Raw genomic sequence first — 24,845 nt, forward strand, 5'->3', positions numbered from 1 at the left:
TCCCCGTCATCATGCCTCCCCCTCCCGAGTCGCTCTCGCGAGGATCCGCCCCAGCCCCAGCGCCACGAGCACCATCGAAGGCGCGGCGGCCGGGATCCGGTAACGCATCGAGCTTGCGAAGACCATGTGCAAGACGCAGAAGTAGACGATCGGCCCCGCCAGGATGACGAGCGAACGCAGGTCTCGCCGACGATCCCAGGCACCGACCGCAAGCAAGCCAAGGATCGGGATCGAGTACAGGGCGCTGAGCCCCGCGAGCACAGGCTGGTGGAACGAGTCGGCGTTGGGCCAGGGGCTCCAGTACCGGCCGAACTTGACCAGCGCCAGCCATGCCGCCCGCCCCGGATTCTCGAGGGCGAACTCGAACGCCCGCCTGCGGAGCAGGGCATCCTGCGTCTCCTCGTCGAGCGGCCAGAACCCGTCCTCCTCCAGGAACCGCATGTCGCTGGCCCCGTCGGCGTGCGGGTTGAGCCCGTCGTAGAGGCTCGCCCCCATCCAGATGGCCGTCGGCACGAACCGCCCATAAACCTGGGCATTGCGGATCCACCAGGGGGCCATCACCGCGACCAGCCCCAATGTCACCAGGACCGAACCCCGCAGGGTCGACTTCCAACGAGCCCTCCCTGCGCCGACGGCCCAGGCCAGCAGCATCGCCGGGACGAACAGGGCCCAGGAGGGCCTCACCAGGATCGCCGCCCCGGAAGCGAATCCGGTTCCCAGGGCACAGATCCAGGAATGCCCCGACTCCTCGCCGTCGCGAGGGGTCCAGAGCACCGCCAGCCCCCAGAGCGACGCGAGCATCAACGGCACGAAGAGGGCTTCGGAGAGCAGGAAGACGGAGGTGGCCACGAAGTACGGGTCGATGGCAGTCAGGAACGCAGCCCCCAGCGGGATCGACCATCCTCGAGGCCGCACCGGCTTCCCCAGCATTTTGGCCGCGAGCCGATAGACGAGCCAGGCGCAGAGCGCCCCGAGCCCCGCCTGGATCAGGCGTGCGGCGATCGGCCGGTCCCCGAAGAGGATCCGGCACCCGGCCAGGAACAGCGGATACCCCGGCGTCCGGAGCGCGAAGTGCGGGATATCCCCCCACTCCACGATCTCGTAGGGTAAGCCGTCCCGGATCTTGCCGGAGAGGAGCCAGTAGTAGAGGGCATCGGGGAAGACGCACAATACTCCCTTGTGCCTGGTGAACCATTCCAAAACGTCCGCGGCCAGCACCCGCAACGCCAGGCCCAATTCCAACGCCACCGCCAGCGACGCGAGGCGGTCGGAGAACCGGGGTCGAGGCCTGGGGTCTGCCATGGGGTCCGTCTGCGTTCGTTCTGAGAGAGATGTCCGTCCGCGAGTTGGTCATCAGGAAGGGCACAGGATGGTACGCCAAAGCCGCAAAGGGGGTCAACCGCAACCTCGTCGCGATTGGGAGCATGCGTTGACTCGGTCGATTGGCCTCAACCTTTGAGCTTCATGAGAGTTCCGACCCATCGAGACCTCGGCCCTGGCAATACCATCAACCTGGGCGCGGTGCTTTTGGCCTTAACCTTCCTTGACAAAAGTATGCTGATTTGGACGAGTAAAGTTTCCTAAAAGGCTGCGTGCCCTGCCTCGATGACTCCGATCACTTGGACAGCCGCGTTGTAGGCGACTTACCTGAATTGACTCGACGACCCTGGATGATGCACCCGGAGCGATCCCCACGGCGCGGTGGGATCTCACCTCGAAGGCCCCTCGGAGGATCTTGCAGCGGCCAAGCCGTTGTGGGGGGCCTCAATATGCTCGTTGGTTGAGGGACGTCAATGATGCTGCATTGGAAAGCAAGGCTCGCCGCCTTGTTCGAGCGGCCGCGCGACCAGGCTCGACGAGGACCCGGCCCGCAGGCCCGGCGCCAGGTGCAGGAATTCAGGCCCGATCGGTTCCAGGACTATACGGTCGAGGTGCTGGAAGGGCGGGTGGTGCTCTCCGGCTGGGGCGGCGACCTGTACGAAGGGCTCGCCAGCGTGGGGATCGTCGGCGGCGTGAACTTCGACATCCCGGCGCCTCCCTGGGGAGGCCCCGGAGGCCCCGGCGCATGGTCGGGCCCGAACTCCCACCAGGGCTCTCATGACGCCGACGTCAGCAAGCTCCAATCCGATCTCCAGGCCCTGGCGACGAAGTCGAATGTGACGCTTGCCGATATCAATAACCTGTATCAGGATAGCCAGGCCATCTCGCAGGCGGGCTTCCAGTTCGACCCCGACAGCCTGCACGCCGCGACCTATCAACTGGCGACCGCGGTGGCGGGTGGAGGGGACACGACCCAGGCACAGACGGACTTCGCCGCCCAGTTCAGCGGGTCGGATGTGTCGCAGTCGGTGATCGATAAGACCACCACCGACGTGGTCCAGGCGATCAAGGCCTCGAACATCACCGCCGCCGACCTCGCCGACCTCGCCGCCGACCAGGAGGCGATCGACTTCGAACTCGCCGGCCTCACCGACGGTCCCGAGGCCGGCAACGGCCACGACCTGGCGAACCGGCTCCTCTCGAGCCTCTCGAACCTGGGGGTTGCGACGTCGGCCAGGGCCGCATCGACGGCGAATCCGCCCGCAGGACCCGGCGGGGCCGTCGACTCGCGCGTGGCCCAACTCAGCACCGACGTGCAGAAGCTCCAGTCGGACATGCAAGGGCTGCTGGCGAAGTCGGGGGTGACCGTCGCCGACCTCAGCAACCTCGAGTCGGACGCCCTGACCATCGAGAAGTCGGCGCCCGGGCCGCTCGCCCAGGACCTGCCGCAGGTCGTCTCGGAACTGGCCACGGCCGTCGCTTCGGGGGCCGACACGACCCAGGCCAAGGCCGACTTCCAGGGCCTATTCGACGGGGCGAACGTCCCCGACTCCGTGCTCGAGAAGGCGTTCGAGGACGTCATCCGGACGATCGAGGATTCGAAGATCTCCTCGTCCGATCTCGACCTCATCGCGGCCGATCGCGCGGCGATCGCGAGCGACTCGGCCGGTCAGGATGACGGCTCGTCCAGGGCGTACGGGCTTCCTCCGGTCACCACCGTCGTCGGCGGAGCCTTGAATGCGACGGGCCTCGCCGTCGCTGATTCCGGCACATCGACGAGCGGCGGCTCCACTTCCTCCGGCTCGACCTCATCTTCGACGTCCAACAGCAGCAGCGGTCGCGTGGGGGGCGGACACCGATCTCGGTCGTTCTTCCGGGCTCGTCACCGTTGATGTCATGACCGGCCGCGGGGCGTGAAGGACGCTCGCCCGCATTTCCCATCACTATCCTGCGAATTCGAAAGCCCCTCCCGTCGAATGAGCACGCTCGTGAGTATTGCCGCGGTTCAGGGATGGACCGCGTCAATCGTTCGTTCTCGATCCGGAAGGTTCGCCCAATCCTGCCTGGCGGCGTGATCCTCGCGATTCCTCATCCTTGACACTCTTCAATGTCAGGCCTCTTCAACATCTCGATTGCAAGGCACCTGGCAAGAATGAGGGTATCGAAAAACCCAATTCCGAAACACATTTCCTCGATTTGACGCTCGCGTATCCAGAAAAATGTCTAGATGCGCGCATTGAAGCTTGCACGCACGAGTGCTTGCAGCTAATATCCCTCGTATCCGGGGTATTTTCCTCGGGGCGGGCCTCGGGTCAGGTCATTTCCGCAAGGTCCGCCACCTTTTTGAGCCGCGTTCGGGGGGCCGAACGTCGGTCAAGTTCAGAATGGTGATGGAGGGTTGCGATGCGTTCACGACGCCGTCGATGCGGTTTCACGCTGGTCGAGTTATTAGTGGTGATTAGTATTATTGCTGTGCTTGTCGGTTTACTTTTGCCCGCGGTGAGTGCTGCCAGGGCCTCGGGGCGCCGGGCGCAGTGCCTGAACCAGATGCGTCAGGTGGGGACGGGGCTCGTCGCGTTCCAGAACGCGCATAACGCGTTCCCCAACGCGGGGACGTTCACCGAGAACATACATGTCAACATCGCGGATCCGACGGATCCGAAGAACCCTTCTTACATCTGGGAATCGATCAGTGCCCCGCAGGATTTCCTGCCGAAGTTGAATCCGTGCATGTCGAACTGGGTGGTCGAGATTCTTCCCTATATTGATAATCAGGAGTTATTCAATTCCTGGAATAAGCAGAACACCTACCTCGACCCCACGACGGTGAACCCCGGCAAGCCGAGCAACCTGCTGATCGGCAACACGGCGATCCAGATCCTGCGATGCCCGGACGACCGCACGGCGAGGACCGGGGACGGGAACCTCAGCTACGTCGTGAACGGGGGATTCTCGCGCTGGCACGCGGCGGCCCCGGGCTGGACGGGCCCGCAGGTGGATGGTCAGGGCACGACTTACAACGACGGCCGGGTCGTCTGGGGGAAGCCCACCTGGGGCACCAATCAGGACGTCTGCAGGAAGCTCGGCGTGATGTTCCTGGGGACGCTCGGCAGCAAGTATCCCTGGGATAACATCCGGACTACCCCCGCCGACATCGAGGACGGGACCAGCTCGACGCTGCTCGTCACCGAGAACAACCTCGCGGGGGCCTCCACGGGGTCGCCCTATGCCGGGGGCTTGCCGACGAACTGGGCGTGTCCCTTGCCGAACTTCTGCATGTTCTTCGGCTCCGACTACGTCTGCCGGGCCATGGGGACCAGCTCCTCGACGACGGGTACTTATGACTGCTCGAGCGGCGGCCTGACGCCGAGTGCCGGTGCCATCGACGGCGCGGGCTGGTCGCACGCCAACATGCGCGAGACCTTCGAGAACATCAACTACGGCTACAACCTCACGGCCGAAGGGACCTTCCCGTTCCCCTACAGCGGCCACACGGGCGGGGTCAACGCGTTCTTCTGCGACGGCTCCACCAGGTTCATCAAGGAGACCATCGACGGGACCGTCTATTCCAAGATCATCACCCCGGCCGGGAGCCGGCTCCCGCTCTATTGCAAGCAGTTGCCCGTCTCGCAGGACGCGATCGGCAACTGATCTCGCCGTCTTCAAAACATGCGAGGCGAGGCCCAATCCATAGCGCCTCGCCTCGTTGACTTTCCGGGAGCCGATTTCTTCGACGTAGGGGTCTTCGTTATAATGCGGGCATTCGACGGGCATTCATGAAACTTGCTCAAGAGAATCCTTGTTCCACCAGGGCTTGGCCGAATTGGCTCGAATCATGAATTGAAGGTATGATCCGTCGGTAGGATTTGATGCCCGGATGTCGCAGGGCGAGAGGCCGGCACCGTGTACGATTCGGCTCGTAACCGCCCCGGGGTCGTCGAGGACTATCGCGAATACCTGGGGATTCTGACCAGGCTCAACATGAATTCTCGCCTGCGGGCGAGGATGGACCCTTCCGACATCGTGCAGCAGGCGATCCTCCAGGCCCACGAGAAGCGGGGGCAATTCCGGGGGACGACCGAAGGGGAGTGGCTGGCCTGGCTCCGCATGATCCTGGCGAATGCCCTGGCGGCGGCCGGCCGACGGCTCGGGGCCCAGGCGCGCGACCCGAACCGGGAACGTTCGCTCGAGGCCGAGTTGATGTGCCCGTCGTCGGGGCCGGAGGGGCTGCTCGTCGCCGACCAGACCTCGCCCAGCGAGGGAGCCATGCGCGGCGAGGAATTCGTGCGGCTCGGTTCCGCGCTCGCCAGGCTCTCTGACGACCAGAGGCAGGCAGTCGAGCTGCACTACCTCAAGGGGCTCTCGGTGGCCGAGGTCGCCGAGTGGGTCGGACGCTCGCGACCAGCCACGGCCGGGCTTCTGTACCGGGGCCTCAAGCGGCTTCGCGAGTTGCTCAACGACCCGGGTGAGGCCTCCCATGCCCCTTGAGCCAGATCCCGAGAGCCTGCGCGATGAGGTGATCCTCAAGATTCTCGAGGCGCTCGAGGGCGGCCGGGATATTGACCCGGAGTCCATCATCGCCACGCACCCGGAGCTGGTCGGGGATCTGGAGTCGTTCCTGGCCTCTCATCGCGACCTCGCCCGATTGACGGCCCCCTTCCGGGGTTCGAGGCGGGCCGAACTCGGCGATGGCCTTCCCGGCATCGGCGCGATAGGGGACTTTCGGCTCTTGCGCGAGGTCGGCCGAGGTGGTATGGGGGTTGTCTACGAGGCGATGCAGGTCTCGTTGCGTCGCCGGGTCGCGCTCAAGGTCATGCCCTTCGCCGATGCCCTCGATCCGCGCCGCCTGCAACGCTTCAGGGCCGAGGCCTGGGCCGCCGCTCACCTGCATCACGAGCGGATCGTCCCCGTCTACGCGATCGGCTCCGAGCGAGGCATTCATTACTTCGCGATGCAGTTCGTCGAGGGGCAGAGCCTCTCCATGCTGATCGGCGAGCTTTGGCGATTGGAAGATGCCCGGGCCTTGTCACCGCCGCAGGACAATGAGGCTTCGAGGCTCGTCGCGACGGAGATCTCGTCTGAGCGCTCTTCGAATCGTCGCCGCTATTTCGAGCGTGTGGCCGGCTTGTGCCGGCAGGCGGCACTGGGCCTCGAATATGCGCATCAGGCCGGGATCGTCCACCGGGACGTGAAGCCGAGCAACCTCCTGCTGGACCTGCGCGGGCAGCTCTGGATCACCGACTTCGGCCTGGCCCAGGTCGCCGGGGATACCGGGCTCACCATGACGGGGGAGATGCTGGGGACCCTCCGCTACGCCAGCCCCGAGCAGCTCCTGGCCCGAAGGGGGATCGTCGACCACCGGAGCGACGTCTACTCACTGGGCGCGACGCTCTACGAGCTTCTCACCCTCCGACCACCCTTCGACGGCAAGGATCGCAACGAGTTGATCCGGCAGGTCGAGCGCGAGGAGCCGCCGCCCCCCGGCTCGCTCGACCCGGCGATTCCGCGAGATCTGGAGACGATCGTCCTCAAGGCCCTTCGCAAGGAGCCCAGCGAGCGTTACGCGACGGCCGAGGAATTTGCTGATGACCTGCAGCGGTTCGTCGAGGGGCGCCCCATCGAGGCGAGGCGGCCCACGGCGTCGGAGCGTCTGAGGGCCTGGTCGCGGCGGCATCCGTCGATCTTCGGGGCCGGCGTCGTGGTGCTCGTCCTCGTCTCGATCGCGTCGCTGGTCAGTGCCGCGCTCATCCGCCAGGAGCAGGGGAAGACGCTCGTCGCCCGGAAGAAGGCGGAGGCCGCGTATCGCCGCGAGCGACAGCGGGCCGAGGAGGCCGAGGCCCGGTTCCGCCTCGCCCGCCGCGCGGTGGACGAGTTGATCGAGGTCAGCGAGGAAGAGCTGGCCCACGTGCCGGGCATGGGAGGCCTGCGCAAGAGGCTCCTCGCGTCGGTGCTCGGCTATTACCGCGAGTTCATCGACGAGCGCCGGAGCGACCCCGATGCGCAGGTCGAGCTGCGCGACACGAGCCGTCGCGTCGAGACGATCCTGGCCGACCTGGCGGTCCTCCGTGCGGCGGGGGACCTGTACCTGCTGATCCAGCCTTCGGCGCTCGACGACCTCCGGCTCGACGACTCGCAGCGGTCGCGGGTGGCCGAACTCTCGGCCCGCGCCGGTAAGAACTGGATGGAGTCCTTCGGCGAACCGAGCCGGCTCCCGCCCCCGTCCGAACGCGAGCGGCTCGCCTTGGAGCAGGCCCGCGCGAACAAGGCCGAGGTCGATCGGATCCTTTCGCCCGTCCAGCAAGGCCGTCTCCGCCAGCTCGCGCTCCAGTCGGAGGGGCCGGCGGCCTTCCGCGAGCCGGAAGTGGTGCAGGCGCTGCGGCTCTCTCCCTCGCAACGCGAGCGGATCCGGACGATCGACGACCTGGCCCTGGTCAGGCCCGGCGAGCCGGCGCGCCCCGCGGCCATGAGTCGGATCCTGGCGCAGCTCTCGCCCGAGCAGTTGCGGCGATGGGACGAGTTGATCGGCGAGCCGATCCGGGGACGCCTGAGCGCCTTCCCCTGGCCGATCGAGCCGCAACCCGAGGCGAAGTCGCCCGATCGCTGAGGCTCTCCAAAAAAAATCGGGACGAGAGCGCCACACGAGCCGAAGATTCGCATCCCTTACTCGTGGGGAGCTCCGTCGATTCCGGAGCGGCTCCCCAATCAGAGTGGGCCGTCACGGCGCGATGCAGAATCGCGTCGTGACTTGATTGAGGATTCATCCTTGCGAGGTGCTTCCATGGGTCGACCGACATTCGCCCTGGCCTCTGCGATGATTGGCGCGGCGCTGTTCCTGGCTTCCCCCTGGCCGCGTGTCATGCGCGCCGCGGAAGAGGTCTCGAAGGAAGACGCCGGGGCGGGGGGCCTCTTCGCTCCGACGAAGGTGGTGCGGGTTGATCTCGAGGTCTCGCCGGAAGAGTACCAGGCGCTCCAGCCTCCGGCCATGTTCGGGGCTCCTGGCGCCGCGCCGCCGCCCGCTCCGCCGAAGCTGCCGGACGGGCGCGAGCGCGAGTCCGAGAAGAACCTCTTTGGGGTCGCTTTCCCGTGGGCGCAGGCGGCTTTGTCGGTCGATGGCCAGGCTCGCAAGTCCGTCGGCCTGCGCTACGCCGGGAATGGCTCCTATTTCGCGTCGGCCGGGGGCCTGAAACGCTCATTCAAGGTCGACCTTGAACGCTTCGGCAAGGGTGATCTCGAACGCCTCCACGCGATCCAACTCCAGAGCGGAGCCGTCGACCCGACGAAGTTGCGCGAGGTCCTCGCCTATGCCGCCTTCCGCGAGGCCGGAGTCCCCTCGCCGCGCACGGCGCTCGCCGAGGTGACCCTCACGGTCCCCGGCCGTTATGACAAGGCTTACCTCGGCCTTTACACCCTGGCCGAGCCCGTCGACCGGGCCTTCCTCGAGCAACGCTTCGCGTCCGACGCGGGGCTCCTCATCAAGCCGCAAGGCCTGCGCGGGATCGACTTCCTCGGTGACGACTGGGCCAAGTACAAGGGGCAGTATCAGCCGCTCTCTGAGTCGAAGCCGGCGGAAACCGCGCGGCTCATCGACTTCGCCCGGCTCGTGCAGAAGGCCGATGATCGGAAGTTTCGGGACGAGATCGGCTCATATCTCTCTGTCGAGAAGTTCCTACGCTTCATGGCCGCGCAAGCGTGGATCGCTAACGCCGACGGCTTTTTCACCCTCGGTTACAACTACTACCTCTACCTGGATCCGAGCACGAACAAGTTTGTGTTCATCCCCGGCGACCAGGAGCTGTCCTTCGCCAACTTCCTGATGATGGGATCCGCCGACAAGCTCATGGATATGAGCCTGGATCATCCCTATTCGGGCGAGAACAAGCTGGTCGATCGCCTCATGGCGATCCCCGAGCATCGCGACGCCTATCGCAAGATCGTGGCGAGCCTCGTCGCAACGTCCTTCAAGCCGGAGAAGATCATCGCGGAACTCGAGGCGCTCGAGGCCCGCTCGAAAGCGATCCTCGATCGCGAGGCGGAGGCGAGGGCCGAACGCGCCGAACCCCCTGCCGGGTTCGTGCCCCCGGGAGCCCCGCAGCCGCCCGACCTGCGGACGTTCGCCGCGAAGCGTGCGGAGTCGGTCGCCGAGCAACTCGCGGGCAAGCGCGAGGGCTATCGGCCGCAATTCCAGCTCGCGCCGATGGGGCAGTCGCCCCCGCCGAAGCCGATGGATGATAAGACCATCGGCGAGGTCGTGAAGGCTCCCCCGGGCTTCCGCGTCTCGCTCTTCGCCGCGCCCCCGAAGGTGACCTATCCCGTCGCCATCTCCGTCGGGCCCGAGGGGGATGTGTACGTGGCCGTCGATGAGCAGGGATCGCTCGGGCGCACTCCGGGAGGGGGCCGGGTGCTGCGTTGTATCGATGACGATGGCGACGGCAAGGCCGATCGCGTCACCACGTTCGCGTCGATGGAACACCCGCGCGGGGTCGTCGCGCTGGGGGACAGGGTCTGGGTCCTGCACGCCCCTTACCTGAGCGTCTACCGCGACGAAGATGGTGACGGCCGATCGGACCATAGCGAGGTCCTCGTCACCGGCCTGACCACCAGCCAGATCGACGAGCGCGGCGGCGACCACACGACCAACGGCATCCGCATGGGTGTCGATGGCTGGATCTACATCGCCGTCGGCGACTACGGGTTCCATGGCGCGAAGGGGAAGGACGGGGCCACGCTCTCGCAACGAGGCGGTGGCATCATCCGGGTTCGGCCCGACGGCACCGAGTTGGAGGTCTTCGCGAGCGGCTTGCGGAACCCGTTCGCCATCGCCATCGACCCGGCGATGAACCTCTTCACGCGCGACAACACCAACGACGGCGCCGGCTGGGACACGCGCGTCAGCCACCTGATCGAGTCGGGCGAATATGGCTACACGCAGCGGTTCCTCAATTTCACCGATGAGATCCTTCCGCCGCTCGGTGCCTATGGCCAGGGCGGGGGCACGGGAGCTCTCTCGATCCGCGACCAGCGTTGGCCGAAGGATTATCAAGACATCCTCCTGACCGGCGATTGGGGGCGGAGCGAAGTCTATCGCCACGACCTCCGCGCCGACGGAGCCTCGTTCCGCTCGAACCAGGATGTCTTCATGATATTCCCCAGGCCCACGGGTATGGATGTCGCCAGCGATGGCCGTCTCTATGTGGCGAGCTGGCGAGGGGGCGAGGCCAGCGTCTACGTCGGGCCCGTGGTCGGCTTCGTCGCCACCGTCACGCCCCCCGACTGGGTCGGCACGCCTCGCCCTGACTTACCGAAGGCGGGGCTCGATAGGCTCGTCGAGGCGATGTGCAGCCCGAACGCGTCGACGAGCTTCCACGCCCAGCGCGAGGTCATCCGACGGGGCGGGAGCCCGGAGAATCTCATGGCCTTGAATAGCCTGGCGACGGATTCGAGAAAGCCGCTTCAGGGGCGCGTCGCCGCGATCTTCGCCCTCAAGCAGCTCGAAGGGATCCGCTCCCATGAGGCCTTACGGAGCCTCGCCACCGACCCGGCTGTCAGGGAGTTCGCGCTGCGGGCCCTGGCCGATCGGAGGACGGAGCTTGCCGGGGTCGATGCGAGCCCCTTCGTCGCCGCGCTGGACGATCCTTCGCCTCGCATGAGGGCCCAGGCGTTGATCGCCCTCGGGCGGCTTGGCGATGTCAGCGCGGCGGAGAAGATCATCCCGCTCACGTCGAGGCCGGGGGGCTCGACCATGCCGGTGGCGAAGCCCGCGCATGCCCAGCCCGACCCGGATCGGATCGTGCCGCACCTCGCGCTCCGCACCCTGGTGAAGTTGCGGGCGGACGACGCGTGCCTGGCCGCGATCGACGGTCCGCATCGCCAAGGGGCCCTGCGCGTCCTGCGGTTCCTGCACGAGCCGAAGGTCGTGGAGGGCTTGATCGCAAAGCAGGCGTCGACACCCACCCCCGAGGTCCGTCGCGAGGTCCTAGAGACCCTGATCCGGCTCTATCATCGCGAGGCCGACTACAAAGGGAGTTGGTGGGGGATTCGCCCGGACACCTCCGGGCCTTATTATGATCCTCAAGAATGGGAATACAGCGGGCGCATCGCCACGGCCGTCAAGGAGGCGATCCGGGCCGGTGACGCCGAGACGGTCGCTTTCCTCCGGGCTCAACTGGCTCGACACCGGGTACGCCTCGACGGGGTATCGGGTGGCGAGGACGTCGCCTCGGCGGAGCAGCCGACACTCGTCGTCATCGCGAAGCCAGACCCGAAAGATCCCAGCGTGATCGGCAACATGTCTTACGAGACCGCTTCGAAGCGGACGCTCGAGATGAAGGGAGACGGCAAGCGAGGCAAGGCCCTCTTCTCCGCGCAAGGGTGCGTGGCCTGCCATACCGACGCCGAGGGGCAGACGCCCAGGGGGCCGCATCTCGTGGACATCGGCCGGAGGTATAGCGCGGGCGAGCTCGTGGAATCGATCCTCAGGCCGGGCTTGAAGATCGCCCAGGGGTACGAGGCCTATTCCTTCGCGATGGCCGACGGTCGCGTCTATTCCGGCTTCGTGGTGGGCGAGAAAGGGGGGACGATCCAGGTCCGCGAGGCCTCGGGGGCCTTGCACGAACTCAAACGCGACGAGGTGGAGGAACGCAAGCGCCAAGAGGCCTCGGCCATGCCCGAGGGGATCGTCGGCACGTTGAACCCCGGGCAACTCGCCGACCTCATCGCCTATCTGCAATCCTTGAAATGATGACGTGACGTGAGCCAGTCCGACGAAGTCGCTCCCCCTTCGGCGTCGGGCCTATCCTTGTTGATCCACATCGCTGGTACGCCAGGAAGGAGTCCGATGCACTATCTCGAATCCGTCGCTGATGCGCTGGTCGACCGCACGGCCGATGAACTGATCGGGGCGCTCATGATCGCGACGATGGTGGCCATCGTCATGGGGGGCATCTTCGCGCTCGGGAAGCGGAAGTCGATCCAGTCCCCCTCGTTCGTCATCGGCCTGGCCCTTTTCGCCGGCCTGGCCTGCATGGCGCTGACGGCGGGCTACTTCGAGCATCTGAAGGCCTCGCACGGACCCCTCGGTGGCCGCAACATCCCGCACGTCCTGCGAGGCTGGCCGCAAGGGGGGCCGGGCCAGAAGCCGCCCCAGGGGGGCTGGGATCCTCCCGCGATCGGGTGGTCCCCCGGGTTCCACGCCGTGGTCGCGGCCGACCTGAATCGCGACGGCCGACTCACCGTCGAGGAGGCCACCGAGCTCGTCGAGAAGGCCGACGCCGACGGCGATGGCTCGGTCGACTTCCACGACATCGACAAGATGCTGATGGGCCGCTTCGCCCCGCCGATGGCCCCTCCCAGGCCTCCGGTCCCGCCCGGCCCCGGCAAGGCCGCCACGCCTTGAGGCTTGCCGCCGATCTTCAGAGAGTATGATCGGGCGAGACACGTTGGCCTGAGCCGATGAACAAGCCGCGAGCCTGAAACAGAAAGGGCCCGGACCATGAGGTCCGGGCCCTTCGCAAAGGCACGATACGTCGACGGAGTTGAGCGATCTCAGAACTCGCGGTCGGTGAGGATGCCCGGCTGCGGCCAGGGGTAGTGCTTGGAGGCCGAGTCGATCTGGAGCGGGGCGGGGCTCTCGAAGGTCAGCTTGTCGACATCCGGCGCGAACTCGTGGGAGCAGTTGAGCATGTCATCGTACGTGATGACCTGGCCGGTGTGGGCGGCCATGCGGCCCATCGAGGTGACGAGGCTGGCCTCGGCGCCGCGCTTGACCTCGTTGTACACCTTGTCCTTGCGGATGGCGTTGATGAGGTGGTCCCACTCGAGCTGGTAGGGGTTCTGCTCGGGCTGGGGGAAGGCCCAGACCACTTCCTTGCGGTTGAACTTCTGGCCCTTGTAGATGGCGCAGTGGGCCGGGGTGTGGGAGTTGGACGAGATCACGGCCGAGCCCTTCGAGCCGTGGACGTAGCTGGCGAACTCCTGGTGGCAGCCGGGGATGTTGCGGCCTTCCAGGAAGAACTTCGTGCCGTCGCCGAAGGTGTATTCGATCGAGTAGGTGTCGAAGTTCTGGTCGACGTAGTTCTCGCGGTAGGTGCGGGCGCCGGTGCCCTGCGCCTTGACCGGCCAGGCGTTCTTCATCCAGCACGATTCGTCGATGTTGTGGATGAGGAAGTCGCTGTAGCAGCCGCCGCTCGCCCAGAGGAAGCCGTGGAAGCGCTGGATCTGGTAGAGCAGCTCGCTGATGCCCTCGGGCTTGGCCTCGGTCAGGGCCGTGCCGACGGGGCCGGTCTGGCGATAGGCGCGGAGCATGATGATGTCGCCGATGGCGCCATCCTGGATCCGCTTCCACAATTCCTCGCGGGCCTCGCAGTGGCGGCACATGAGGCCGACGCCGACCTTGAGGTTCTTCTTGGCGGCCTCTTCACCGAGGGCGAGCATCTTGCGGGTGCTCGGCCCGTCGACGGTGATCGGCTTCTCCATGAAGACGTTGACGCCCTTCTTGATGGCGTGGCCGAACTGCACCCAGCGGAAGGCCGGCGGCGTCGCGAGGATGACGACGTCCCCTTCCTTCAGGCTGTCGATCGCCTTCTGGTAGGCGTCGAAGCCGATGAACTTGCGGTCGTCGGAGACGTCGACCTTGTCGGGGTTGCTCTTCTTCAGCTCTTCGTAGCTGCCGTCGAGCCGATCCTTGAACACGTCGGCCATCGCGACGAGCTTGATCGGGCCCTGCTTGGTCGAGAGGGCGTCGAGCGCGGCGCCGGTGCCGCGGCCGCCGCAGCCCACGAGGGCCACCTGGATCGTGTTGTCCTCGCCGGCGTGGACCGACGGGATGGCGACCCCCGCCAGGGCCGAAGCCGATGCTACAGAACTGGTCACCTTCAGGAAATCACGCCGCGACGCGGTGGGTTTCGGCTCGGTCATGTCATCGGCTCCTAATTGCTGAGGAGGGATTGCAGAGGGTGGGGGTTATTCGAGGTCTTCCCGTTCAAAGTTCGAAATCCGACGAGGGCGGGGGGCTTCCACCACGAAGCTCATGCACGACCGACGCACCCATACGCCCTCAACCGTGGTGGACCCGCGCAGCCTGATCGCTACACCGTGCGGGTAGCGCAAACTTTGTGTGAACCTCATCGTATCATACTAGATAGAAAATCGAGTAGCGAGAGCCTTGCGAGGCCCATCATCAGGTTTATCGGGGAGCCTGGATGGTGTTTTATCTCCTTGTGAGCAGAAGGATTAGGCGATTTGAGCGGTCGCGGCTTCCCAGCCAAGGGGAGTCGCGTGAGCAATTTGAACATGAGAACTCCACCGACGATGTGCCCCGGAACCGTCGCGGAACCTTCACGAGACGATGGCCGGGAACCGCCGGAACCTCGCGGATCGAATACGATGTCGGCGAATGATATGCATAGAGTCTCATTTTCATGAAAGGTTGCTTTGCTCTCCGAGTCAACCCTGATCGGAGGCAAGCGAAGGGTTCATGCCCGTTGCGCCCTCGCGGATTTCAACACGAGGCTAGGAACCTCGACCGGGGCCGCCCCAGGCGAAAGATGGCAACCTCGTGACCGGGCCCGAGCCAACTCCGCCCGAGTCGAGGGTCGATGAAGCTCGTGTTGCCGACTTTCCAAAGACTCTCATGAGACGCCCTCCGCTCTGCGAAATCCCATCGATCTCTCCGGGTAATCATGCGAGTCTTCGCGGGTCCGATCGCTGTGGCGGTGCGAAAGTTCGGGATGCCGGGTCTCTCGCAATTCCGCTCCGGCGGCATGCCGTCTCGGATGGGTCAAGCAAACGCATGGTTGCATCGTTCTGTAAAGATGATTATCATCGCGGGCCACCGGCCCTCATGAGACAGATCTTGGCATGTCCAGCGCACGAGGCGAGAGGGTCGGGGTCGAATGGAGGCCGCCGATGTTCGTCGCGTTTGCCTTGCTGGTTGGATGCTCCGCCCTCGCCGCGGATGATCCTCCCCGAGTCGTCGAGGGCCAGGCCCGTTTCGGCGGCTCCGACCGGCCCGCGGCGGGCCTGACGCTGCAAGTCTTCCACCGGGAGGATCCGGCGCGCTCGGTCGTCGTCGGAGCGGATGGCCGTTTCCTCGTATCGGCTCCGAACGGATGGGTCGCCCCCCAGCCCGATGGGAACAAGACGCCATGCTGGGCGATCGCCGAGCCGCCCGGTCGTTGGCAGGCCGAGCCGATCGGTGTCCAGATGTCCCAGATCTCGCCGGAGCGGTTCCGCAGCTCGATCATGGATGGGATGGGTGCCCCGATCAACGGGACCTGGCGTGGGGGTGTCCTTCACCTCGATTGCCCGGAGCCGGGGGAGGTCGACGTCCTCGTGCGAGATTCCAGAGGCGAGCCCCTGGCCGAGAGTGACATCCGGGTGATTCCAGATAGTGAAGTGTTCAAGAATTCACAATTTGTCAGAAGAATTCGATTCAACGGGCGAACGGACAAGGCTGGTCGGTTCCGGATGCGATGGTTCGAGGGGACCAGACAATTCCAGGTCGAGGTTCCGGGCGTCGGGGTCGGCTCCACCCCCCCGATCGAGGTCAACGGGGGGAAGCCCACCTCCGTCGAGGCCTTGCGGCTGGCTCGATTCGGCTCGATCGCGGGGCGGGTGGCATCGAAGCTCGTCGCGCCGGGGCTCAACGTCGCTCTGGGGGTAGGCGAGACCTGGCAGGCTGTGCCCTGTGACGAACAGGGCCGGTTCAACTTCGACGAAGTCCCGCCGGGCCATTATCACCTCAGCCTATATCAAGGAAATCAGAGCGTCCGGGCCGGGCAGGTCGACGTCCGGGTGGCGCCGGGGGGCAAGGTTGAGGGCGTCGTGATCGACGAAGTCCCTCCGCCCGCGCCCGGGGAGGTTGAGCGGGAGAAGAAGCAGAAAGAGCTCAACAGCCAGTTCTACAAGCCGGGCAAGGATGCTCTCTGGGTCGAGGGGACGATCCGCGACACCTCGGGCCGGCCAGTGCCCGGCGTCGATGTCTTCCTCTGGATTGCATACGGCGTCATACGGATGGAGTGGGAGATCCGCCAAGCCACCACCGATGCAAGCGGCCACTATGCGATCAGCGGCCCGATCCATAGCTCCGCCGATGGCCTCGCCCTGGTCGCCAAGGCCAAGGGCCGCCCTCCCGTCCTGGCTACGACTTCGATCCGCTCGAAGGTGAATGAACGCTCCTCGAAGCTCGACCTGATCCTGCCCGACCTGGGCACGGGAGCCTCGGTGAGCGTCACCGTGCTCAAGGACGGCAAGCCCCTCTCAGGCACTCACGTTTACCTCAGGGACAAGATAGTCACGTATCAACGTATCGGAATTACCTTCCGCGGCTTCGATTATGCCCTCCATCCCTCGGTGGTGACCGATCCGAACGGCGTCGCGCACTTTACCGATCTCCCGCCTGGTTTGTACACGGCCCACACCGGCGGTACGTTTCAGGATGTAGCCGTCTCGCCCGCCCGCGAGGCGAAGGTCACGATGTCGGTAGGCCGTGCCAGGAACCAGATGCGATTCCAGGTCGTCCGCCCCGATGGCCGTCCCGGCGCCGACGAGCCTATCTACTTCCAGTTCGATTCGGTTGGGCAGGGTCCAAGGAGCAGGACCCTCGAGGTTGACGGGAACGGATTCGGCGAGTTTTCCTTCGAGTCGGCCGGCCTGTATACCATCTCTGCCCGCTTCTACGACGCGTCGAGGAACCCTCGTACGATTCTCGAAGCTCCCTACTATGAGGCCGAGGTTCGCGCCCCTGTCTCCTCCGCACTCGGCTCCATCGAACCAATCCGTTTAGTTGGAGCCCGTCGCAAGAAGCGAACGGGGACGCTCCTCGTTCGCATGCTCGACGTCGACGGCCGCCCGGCGCGGGGCGTGGTCAGGTTCGACGGGATGAAAGGCTCGACCGACGAACGTGGTGAGGTCCGCTTCGAGTCCCCGCACGAGCGCAAGTCGTTCGTCGGGGGTTTTCTCGACGGGCCGGACCCTCCGACGTGGCCGACGACGGGCCCGATGCCGGCGGATGAGGCCTTGCGCGGGCGGTTCGCGTATGTGCCCGCCGTCGAGGCTGCGGTCGTCCTGGGTCGCGAGACATCAATCGAGCTTCGGGCCAGGCCAGTCGGCTATGTCAGGGGGAAGCTCAAGCCCGCCGAAGGCCATCGGGCCGCCGACTATACCATCATTCCGCAGCACGACAATCGTGTCTTCGCGCGGAGCCCGCGATATGACCAGGCGACTGGCGACTTCCTCTTCGGTCCACTTTTCGAAGGACCGACGACGTTTCATCTATCGGTGAAGATGCCCGATGGGACCGATCGGTCTTGCGGCCAGAGGGCTGTCGACGTGGTTGCCGGCGAGGTGACGCACGTCGAGGTCGAGCCCGTCGAAGTCAAGCCCGTCGAGGTCAAGCCCGCCGCACCCACCGCGGCCTATCGCGCGATCGTTCGAGCTCTGACAAGGCTCGGCATCGGCAGGATCGTCGGCAACCCGGAGGCACCCGCCGACGCGCCGCTGACGGTGTACTTGCCCGATGGCAAGACACCCGCGTTCGGTGCTCTGGCCTACCTCTACGAGCCCGGGCGGGACGAGCCCGCGGCGTACGGGAATAGCGATGCCAGCGGGCGGCTGACCTGGGGAGGCAGGTGGCTTTTCGCCGTCGAGAAGCCGACGCTGTTCGTCAGGCTCCCGGGCCGACATGGCGCGACGATCGTAACGCTCGATGAGGGAACGGATCCGCGAGTGGTCCTGCCCCCGGCGATCGAGGTCGAGGGCTCCGTCAAGGTCGGAGGTCGGGTCCTTGGTGACGACAGATCGCTCGTCAGCGTCGTGGCGGCGTATCAGGGGAAAGGCATCCTCGATGACGTGCTCAGCTTCAAGCTCACTATTGGGCCGGACGGCCGGTTCACGCTCCCGGGCCTCACGCCGGGGCGGTACCTCGTCCAGGCCGCACGCGACGAACTCTGGGTCTCGAAGGCGGTCGAACTCGTCGTCGAGCCGGACAAAGCCATACCGCCACTAAGCCTCGAGATCCCCGCGCCGGGGAGGCCCTTGACGCTGGAGATCATCGACAACGCCGGTCAGCCTGTCGCCGGCGAATCCGTCACTCTGGCCCGGCCTCGGGGGCCTCTGGAAGCGGTCTGGTCCCCGGCCCTCAAGACCGATGCCTCGGGGCGCCTGGCCCTCAACTGGCTCGAGGCCGGTCCGCACTCGATTTCGCTGACGGGCACGACGGTCTCGGCCTCGTTCAAGGTCGGCGAGGCCTTAGGACGACCTGCAGAGCCCACGGTCAAGCGGATCACCCTGCAACGCCCGGTGCCCTGATGGCTGACCCGGGGAGGGTTCGACCTCCCTGGCAATAGTTTCGAGAAAGCGGGTCGATCTCGCCTGTCGTTTCCACGACCCCGCCGCCAATGCCCTTGAGATCCCCCGGCCTGGCATTCTTGCGAGGTTGCAGCTTCCCCCGCCGCGATCGGTGTGTGACGATTGTCAGGAATGCGGGCCGGCCGAACGACAAGGGTAGCGGGGGGCGGGGCTCATGGCGAGACGTTGGGGGCTGGGGCCGGTCTTCGAGTCCGAGTGGTTGACCGTGACCCGGCGCTGGCAGATCTACGCGGGGCGGTCGATGTTCGTGGGGATCCTGCTCCTCGCCCTGGCGAGCGTCTGGGGCGCGCCGGCCCTCGGCGGCGTGGAGCTGACGATCCGCGACATGGCGAACGTCGGGCGTGGGTTCTACGGGGCCATCGTGGTCACGCAGTTGACCCTGGTCCTGATCGCGGCCCCCGCCGCCACGGCCGGGGCGATCTGCCAGGACAAGTCCCGGGGGAACCTCGTCCAGCTCCTGATGACCGACCTCTCCAATGCCGAGATCGTGCTGGGGAAGCTCGCGGGGCGACTCGTGCCCGTCCTGGCGATGCTCGGCTGCACCTTGCCGGTCCTGACGCTCTGCACGCTCCTCGGCGGCATCGACCCGATGGCGCTTTTCGGCGCGTTCGCGATCTGCCTGAGCGTGGCCGTGCTCGGATGCTCAATCGCCCTCTCCTTCTCGATCTGGGGGACGAGGCCGCACGAGGTCCTGCTGGCGACCTTCGCGGTGCTCGCTGTCTGGCTCCTGACGTTCCCGGTCTGGGAGATGTTCACCTGGATGCGAGGCTTCCCCGCCTTGCCGCGCTGGGCGATCGCGGCGCATCCCTTTTTCTTGGCGTTGAGGCAAGGCAAGGCGGTCGATTACCTCGGCTTCACGCTCGGGGCTCTCACGATCTCGGCGATCCTGATCGCCGTCTCCATCGTGAAGGTACGGTCCGTCATCATCGGGCAGGCCGACGCCCCGACCGCCAGGCGTCCCGCACGCAGATTGGCTATTTTCGGGCTCGGCGAGGGGCCCTCGCTCGACTCCAGCCCGGTGCTCTGGTACGAGTGGCATCGGAAGCACCCGACCCCCTGGATACGCAACCTGATCCGGATCTACTTCCTCCTGGCGATCGGCTTCAGCCTGATCGCGATCGAGGACTCGGTCAACCCGACGACGACATCCCCCGGCTGGTTCGCCGCCTTCGTCAACGCGTTCCAGGTGGCGATGGGGCTCCCCTTGCTCCTGATCGCCGCCGCCACGGCGCTCGTCGAGGAGCGGTCGAGGGGGAGCCTCGACATCCTGCTGACGACCCCGCTCTCCTCGCGGAGCGTCGTCCTGGCCAAGTGGTGGAGCGTCTATCGGGAGCTCCCGCGACTGCTCTGGCTGCCGACGCTCGTGGGCCTGGTCCTGGCCGGGATCACGGAGAAATGGCTGGGACTGCTGCAACTCGTGCTCTTCATCACCGTCATCACGGCCGCCTGGACAAGCATCGGCCTCGCGCTCTCGACCTGGATCTCCAGGCTCAGTCGGGCGATCGCCGCGGCGGTGATCCTCTACACGCTCGCGAGCCTGGGCCTGCCGATGCTGTTCCTCACCATGCTCAGCAGCAACCAGGACCTCGCCACCGCCCTTGCCGAGGTGAGCCCCTTTCACGGCCTCTTCGACCTGACATACTCCCTCGGCGCGGCCTGGTGGTTCCCGATCGTCCGCCTCTCGGCCTGGATCTGGATCGTGCTCTACGCCATCGTCGCCGTAGTGCTTCTTCTCACCTTGCTCGCGACCTTCGACCACGCGCTCGGCCGGATCCCCGAGAAACCCCGCCGGCCTCCAAAGCCCGAACCAACCATCATTCCCAGGCTCGTGGGAGCCTCGCCGGCCGACGATCCCACTCTCGACGATCAGCGTGCCTTCGCGACGATCCCTGCCGAGAACTCCGACAATCTTGGTGTCCGCTCTCACTTCGCTTACGACTTCGTGTCCGACTCGCCCCGCAAGCCTGATAACTCCGGTGAGGCGAGCGAATGAAACGCTCGTGAACGAAACAAGCAACGAGACACGAAGAAAGAGGAGTGTGGATCATGCGGACGAGCTTGAAGGTGTTGGCCCTCGCGAGTGTGGTTGCGGTCGGTAGCCTGTTTGCCGGGACGACGGCCAAGGCCCAGTACAACCAGGGACGGAGCCGAGGCCCGATCCCATCGCAGCCCGGCTGGGGCGGTGGGTACGGCGGGGGCTACGGTGGTGGATATGGCGGGGGCTACGGCGGCGGGTGCTACCCCGGTGGCGGCTGGGGTGGCGGGTACGGCGGGGGTTACGGCGGCGGGTATGGCGGGAACTGCGGCCGTCCGGGCTACCCTAGCGGCGGATGCTACCCCGGCGGCGGGTACGGTGGTGGCTACGGCGGAGGGTATGGCGGTGGCTACGGCGGCGGGTATGGAGGGGGCTTCGGAGGGCATCGCGGCGGGCGTCGCTGAGCCGACAACTGCCAGGGAAGGCCGGCTCGCGAGCGAGGGAGTCGGCCCTTGATCCTCGCAACGCACAAACACCGTGGGGAGGTCGGGGTGTCGTGCCCCGGCCTCCTCGCGGTGTTTTTGTTGGTACCGGCCAATCTCGAAAGGCTACGATCCGCGGGTGGGGGATCCCACCGCGAGCCTCACTTCGCGTCCTTCGCCTCGGCGAGCAGGCCCTTGATCGCCGATTCCAGCGTCTCCTTGCTGGGCGTCCCTTCGTAGCGGAAGCTCCCGCAGGCCGAGGAGGGCCAACGGGAGCTGCACTCAACAAGACGGTTTTGTGGTCTTCGGCGAGATCGCTTCAGTTCTCGACGCGGGCGGTGCCGTTCTCGTCGATGATGATGTTGACCTTGTTGGAGCCGCCGCCGACCTTCACGCTGATCCCCGACTCGAGGGGCTTGGTCAGGTTCTCGGGGATGAGGATCGGGAAGAGCCGGCCGCCACGGTCGCGGTAGGTCGGCCCGGCCTTGCTCTTGGCGGGGCGGGACTTGTGGGTGGCCAGCGCCGCCTTGTTGGCGAGGAAGGACTTGACCTCATCCCCCTCCTTCGTCGCCGCCTCCTCGGAGCCGCTGATCGGCGTCTCGCCGATGGCCATGATGCCGACCTTGTGGAGCCCGATCATCGCCCCATCGCCGGTCTGCTCGGTGGTCATGACGTAGCTGCCGTCGCTGCCGATCGTCCCCATCGCGGCCGGGCCCACCAGCCCTTTCGATTCGTCGGGCATGAAGATGACCGTCCCGCGCTTGATGGGCTCCCCCTTGTACGTGATCGTGCCGGAGACCCGTCCCAGGCTCAGGCCGTTCGACGAGCCGCAGCCGATCAATCCCAGGGCGACCGCCAGGCTCGCGGCGAGCCGAACCCCCGGGTGTCGCGCCCAGAGGCGCAAGGGGTGTCCGGTGCTATCAACTCTCGGGTCGTATGCTCGCATGCGAGTTCGGCTCCTTCGATTCGGTTCGGATCGATTCGATTCCTGCGGTCGGGATGCGCCGGGAGGGTCAGAGCGCGTCGGCCGAGATGATCTCGCCGCCGGCCCGGCTGCCGAGCGCGTTATACGTCCTCGGGTTGACCGACATCTTGAGGAACCGTACCGAGCCGTCGGCCATGACGAAATTGGAGCCGCCGGGGTGCTTGCTCTTGAAGCCGAACGCGTAGAGCTGGTTGCGGAAGCAATGCACATACGAGTTGGGGCTGTCGAGCGCCGCGACGACCGCGTTGCAGACCGAGCCGTCGGTGTCGACCTGGCCGTCCTGGAGGTTCGTCCGCCAGTTGAGCGGGATCACGGTCGTGGCGTAGGTGGCGTCGCCATTCGGCCAGTTCAGGGCGCCGTTGAAGTTGGGGGAGTTCTCGCCGAGCAGGAGCGTGTTGCTCGTGCCGTCGGTGACATCCGCGATGCTCTTGCAGATGCCGTTGGTCGCCTCGCCGAAGAGGCCGCGGAATGTGCCGTTGTGGCCGTAGTACGTGCCGCTGGAGTCGCCCGAGTAGATATCGAACGGGATGCCGAACTTGTTGTCCCCCACGCAGGCCACGTAATTGGTGGCGGCGCCCGACATCGTCACGCCCCAGTTCTGCGCGTAGCACCACCAGAGGTTCGTGAAGATCCGGTTCGAGTCATCGGAGGGGCACAGGAATCCGGCCACGATCGTCTGCGAGACCGTCGTGTTCTGCGGGTCTCCGTTGTTCAGCGCGAAGTTGACGGCGTTGAAGAGGGCGGTCTGTTCCATCTGGGGGAGGATGAACGAGGCCCAGTTCCAGGCGGGGCCGCCGAACGACGTGTTGTTGACGCAGCCCGACGGGAAGCTGCCGACCGAGCCGTGATAGTTGTGCATGGCGATCCCGAGCTGCTTCAGGTTGTTGACGCACTGGGCGCGGCGGGCGGCCTCTCGGGCGGCCTGCACGGCCGGCAGCAGCAGGGCGATGAGGACGGCGATGATGGCGATGACGACGAGCAACTCGATCAGGGTGAACCCGCGACGTGATCTCATGGACGAAATCTCCGAGTCAAAACCAAATAATGATCATAATGGCGTCTGACGTAGACGACGAGGGCGAAGGGTCCGGCAACCGACGAACGCGGGGGGGGAAATTCATCGATCGTTCGTGAGTGTGCGTGAGGCAAGGCCCCACCCCGGCCCGCGTCCCGCTCGATGGAGAAGGGCGAGGGGTCGAGGACGTCGGCGTTGCCTCAGGTTCTAGCGGAGTCGAGACGGTCGATGGGGAGGGCAGGTCGCCCGCCCATCGGGGAGACGATCGAACGAGACGAGGCGCAGCTTGGGTAAAAAGGTCCTGGTTCCACCGACGCATCCCCTCGGGAGAAAGGATGCATCAATCAGTGAGGTCCTGAAGCCGTCGAGACGAAAGGGAGAAAGCGTCCGTCTCATTCAAACACATGACGCGATCGCGGCTTCGTACGGGATTATAGCGACGTCCTGGATTAGCTGGCCGCATATTTTGTGAAAAGGTGAATTTCTCTCGTGTTAATTCCGAGTGGCCCAGGGCTGCCGCGTGCTAATCTGGATGGGAGCGGGCGTCGGCCGGCCGCATCCCCGCGGCGTAGGCGATGCGGAGCGGCATGCTGGGACGGGAGGCGTGCGTGGAGCGGAATGCGCGGTACAAGCGGCTTGAACTCGCGTCCCTGCGGAGCTTCTGCTTGGCGGCCGAGCAGGGGAGCTTCTCCGAGGCCGCCAAGCGTCAAGGGCTCTCGACCCCCGCCGTCTGGAAGCAGGTGCGGGCCCTCGAGCGGATCCTGGGGGCCTCGCTCCTCCTGCGCAAGGGGAAGACGGTCCAGCAGACGGAGGAGGGGCGCCTCCTCTGGGAACTCGCCAAGCCGCACGTGACGGGCCTCGACTCGCTGATCACCTATTTCGAAGCTCGCCGGCTCGAGGTCGCCTCGCAGATCACCGTGGCCTCCACGCCCTCGGTCCTGGCGTATCGCCTGCCGCTATCGGTCAAGGAGTTCACCGAGCGCCACCCGGCCGTGCGGCTGCACCTCAAGGCCGGCACGTCGAACGAGATCGTGCGGATGGTGAAGGAGGGGGAGGCGGACCTCGGGATCATCGGCTACTTCTCCGAGGAGCCCCTCGGGCGCGTGCTCGCGTTCGAACACCTCTATTACACGCACCTGGCCCTGATCACGCCGGCCGGCCACCCGCTCGCCCGCAAGAAGAAGATCACCGCCGCCGACATCGTGCAGTACCCGGTCATGACCTACCCGATCGGCGATCGCGACCGCCAGGCACTCGAGCGGATCCTCGGCCAGTACAACCTGGCCGACCGCCTCAACACGGTCATCGAGACCCGCAGCGTCGACATCGCCAGACGCCTCGTGGGGATGGACGTGGGGATCGCCATCCTCTACGTGACCCTGGAGATGGCCGCCGAGATGCCGGAGTTGCACATCAGGGCGCTCGACCCCAAGCGTGAATTCGTGTCGATGGGACTTCTCACGAGAAAGAGCGTGCATCTCTCGCCGGTCGTGCAGGCCTTCTGCCAGCTCCTCCGCGATCGGCTCGGCCAGCCACGCGCCTCGAAGCAGGATTAACCGCGGGGCAATCAGCCTTTTCACAAAATGTCCGTACGATTAAGACTCGATCTCCTTACAATCAAGCCATGCACGAGAAGGATCGGTTGGATTCCAACCTGGTGGTTCGACGGTCGAAGTCGCGTGATGGCAGCAAACCTGCGATCAT

Annotated in this window: 14 protein-coding genes; 10 read left to right on the forward strand and 4 right to left on the reverse strand. The window is 65.8% G+C overall.

Annotated elements, in window-relative coordinates; genetic code table 11:
* Nucleotides 1-9: 9 nt before the first annotated feature.
* Entirely contained in the window at nt 10-1,302 is a 1,293-nt protein-coding gene (locus ACOYYX_RS01600; protein WP_422928185.1) for an ArnT family glycosyltransferase, read from the reverse strand.
* A 494-nt stretch (nt 1,303-1,796) separates the two neighbouring features.
* Here ACOYYX_RS01600 and ACOYYX_RS01605 point away from each other — a divergent pair, with 494 nt between their 5' ends.
* From ACOYYX_RS01605 to ACOYYX_RS01630, 6 genes are all read left to right on the forward strand, one after another.
* Nucleotides 1,797-3,212, forward strand: a complete 1,416-nt coding sequence (locus ACOYYX_RS01605; protein WP_422928186.1) for a hypothetical protein — start codon at nt 1,797-1,799, stop codon at nt 3,210-3,212.
* Nucleotides 3,213-3,723: 511 nt separating this feature from the next.
* Nucleotides 3,724-4,971, forward strand: a complete 1,248-nt coding sequence (locus ACOYYX_RS01610; protein WP_422928187.1) for a DUF1559 domain-containing protein — start codon at nt 3,724-3,726, stop codon at nt 4,969-4,971.
* A gap of 252 nt (nt 4,972-5,223) precedes the next feature.
* Nucleotides 5,224-5,808, forward strand: a complete 585-nt coding sequence (locus ACOYYX_RS01615) for a sigma-70 family RNA polymerase sigma factor (protein ID WP_422928188.1) — start codon at nt 5,224-5,226, stop codon at nt 5,806-5,808.
* Nucleotides 5,798-7,924: a protein kinase domain-containing protein gene (locus ACOYYX_RS01620; RefSeq protein ID WP_422928189.1), complete on the forward strand. Its 2,127-nt coding sequence runs from the start codon at nt 5,798-5,800 to the stop codon at nt 7,922-7,924. Before ACOYYX_RS01615 ends, ACOYYX_RS01620 begins: the two co-directional genes overlap by 11 nt.
* A 174-nt stretch (nt 7,925-8,098) precedes the next feature.
* Entirely contained in the window at nt 8,099-12,058 is a 3,960-nt protein-coding gene (locus ACOYYX_RS01625; RefSeq protein ID WP_422928190.1) for a PVC-type heme-binding CxxCH protein, read from the forward strand.
* Nucleotides 12,059-12,154: 96 nt separating this feature from the next.
* Complete coding sequence (locus tag ACOYYX_RS01630) at nt 12,155-12,712, forward strand: hypothetical protein (RefSeq protein WP_422928191.1); 558 nt, start codon at nt 12,155-12,157, stop codon at nt 12,710-12,712.
* 149 nt (nt 12,713-12,861) lie between these two features.
* On the opposite strand, the gene ACOYYX_RS01635 is transcribed toward ACOYYX_RS01630, so the two are convergent.
* Nucleotides 12,862-14,232: a Gfo/Idh/MocA family protein gene (locus ACOYYX_RS01635; protein WP_422928192.1), complete on the reverse strand. Its 1,371-nt coding sequence runs from the start codon at nt 14,230-14,232 to the stop codon at nt 12,862-12,864.
* A gap of 990 nt (nt 14,233-15,222) precedes the next feature.
* Between ACOYYX_RS01635 and ACOYYX_RS01640 the strand changes: the two genes are divergently transcribed.
* The 3 genes from ACOYYX_RS01640 (at nt 15,223) to ACOYYX_RS01650 (ending at nt 21,123) form a co-directional block, all read left to right on the forward strand.
* Complete coding sequence (locus ACOYYX_RS01640) at nt 15,223-18,624, forward strand: MSCRAMM family protein (protein WP_422928193.1); 3,402 nt, start codon at nt 15,223-15,225, stop codon at nt 18,622-18,624.
* Nucleotides 18,625-18,838: 214 nt separating this feature from the next.
* Complete coding sequence (locus ACOYYX_RS01645) at nt 18,839-20,677, forward strand: ABC transporter permease (RefSeq protein WP_422928194.1); 1,839 nt, start codon at nt 18,839-18,841, stop codon at nt 20,675-20,677.
* A gap of 53 nt (nt 20,678-20,730) precedes the next feature.
* Complete coding sequence (locus ACOYYX_RS01650) at nt 20,731-21,123, forward strand: hypothetical protein (protein WP_422928195.1); 393 nt, start codon at nt 20,731-20,733, stop codon at nt 21,121-21,123.
* 337 nt (nt 21,124-21,460) lie between these two features.
* Here the strand turns inward: ACOYYX_RS01650 and ACOYYX_RS01655 are convergent, their stop codons facing one another.
* Nucleotides 21,461-22,087: a hypothetical protein gene (locus ACOYYX_RS01655; RefSeq protein ID WP_422928196.1), complete on the reverse strand. Its 627-nt coding sequence runs from the start codon at nt 22,085-22,087 to the stop codon at nt 21,461-21,463.
* A 67-nt stretch (nt 22,088-22,154) separates the two neighbouring features.
* Nucleotides 22,155-23,141, reverse strand: coding sequence for a DUF1559 domain-containing protein (locus ACOYYX_RS01660; RefSeq protein ID WP_422928197.1), 987 nt, complete (start codon nt 23,139-23,141; stop codon nt 22,155-22,157).
* Nucleotides 23,142-23,728: 587 nt separating this feature from the next.
* On the opposite strand from ACOYYX_RS01660, the gene ACOYYX_RS01665 reads away from it, so the two are divergent.
* Nucleotides 23,729-24,697 carry a LysR family transcriptional regulator gene (locus tag ACOYYX_RS01665; RefSeq protein WP_422928198.1) on the forward strand — a complete coding sequence of 323 codons (969 nt, stop codon included), beginning with the start codon at nt 23,729-23,731 and terminating at the stop codon, nt 24,695-24,697.
* Nucleotides 24,698-24,845 lie beyond the last annotated feature (148 nt).

The organism is Singulisphaera chitinilytica, assembly GCF_049331405.1.
Lineage (GTDB): Bacteria > Planctomycetota > Planctomycetia > Isosphaerales > Isosphaeraceae > PoT.

What these genes read in the sequence shown, in the direction of transcription:
- ACOYYX_RS01640 (WP_422928193.1), top strand. Translation starts at nt 15,223, where the DNA reads ATGTTCGTCGCGTTTGCCTTGCTGGTTGGATGCTCCGCCCTCGCCGCG.
- ACOYYX_RS01645 (WP_422928194.1), top strand. Translation starts at nt 18,839, where the DNA reads ATGGCGAGACGTTGGGGGCTGGGGCCGGTCTTCGAGTCCGAGTGGTTG.
- ACOYYX_RS01610 (WP_422928187.1), top strand. Translation starts at nt 3,724, where the DNA reads ATGCGTTCACGACGCCGTCGATGCGGTTTCACGCTGGTCGAGTTATTA.
- ACOYYX_RS01660 (WP_422928197.1), bottom strand. Translation starts at nt 23,141, where the DNA reads ATGAGATCACGTCGCGGGTTCACCCTGATCGAGTTGCTCGTCGTCATC.
- ACOYYX_RS01620 (WP_422928189.1), top strand. Translation starts at nt 5,798, where the DNA reads ATGCCCCTTGAGCCAGATCCCGAGAGCCTGCGCGATGAGGTGATCCTC.
- ACOYYX_RS01665 (WP_422928198.1), top strand. Translation starts at nt 23,729, where the DNA reads ATGCTGGGACGGGAGGCGTGCGTGGAGCGGAATGCGCGGTACAAGCGG.
- ACOYYX_RS01630 (WP_422928191.1), top strand. Translation starts at nt 12,155, where the DNA reads ATGCACTATCTCGAATCCGTCGCTGATGCGCTGGTCGACCGCACGGCC.
- ACOYYX_RS01605 (WP_422928186.1), top strand. Translation starts at nt 1,797, where the DNA reads ATGCTGCATTGGAAAGCAAGGCTCGCCGCCTTGTTCGAGCGGCCGCGC.
- ACOYYX_RS01600 (WP_422928185.1), bottom strand. Translation starts at nt 1,302, where the DNA reads ATGGCAGACCCCAGGCCTCGACCCCGGTTCTCCGACCGCCTCGCGTCG.
- ACOYYX_RS01625 (WP_422928190.1), top strand. Translation starts at nt 8,099, where the DNA reads ATGGGTCGACCGACATTCGCCCTGGCCTCTGCGATGATTGGCGCGGCG.
- ACOYYX_RS01655 (WP_422928196.1), bottom strand. Translation starts at nt 22,087, where the DNA reads ATGCGAGCATACGACCCGAGAGTTGATAGCACCGGACACCCCTTGCGC.
- ACOYYX_RS01635 (WP_422928192.1), bottom strand. Translation starts at nt 14,232, where the DNA reads ATGACCGAGCCGAAACCCACCGCGTCGCGGCGTGATTTCCTGAAGGTG.
- ACOYYX_RS01650 (WP_422928195.1), top strand. Translation starts at nt 20,731, where the DNA reads ATGCGGACGAGCTTGAAGGTGTTGGCCCTCGCGAGTGTGGTTGCGGTC.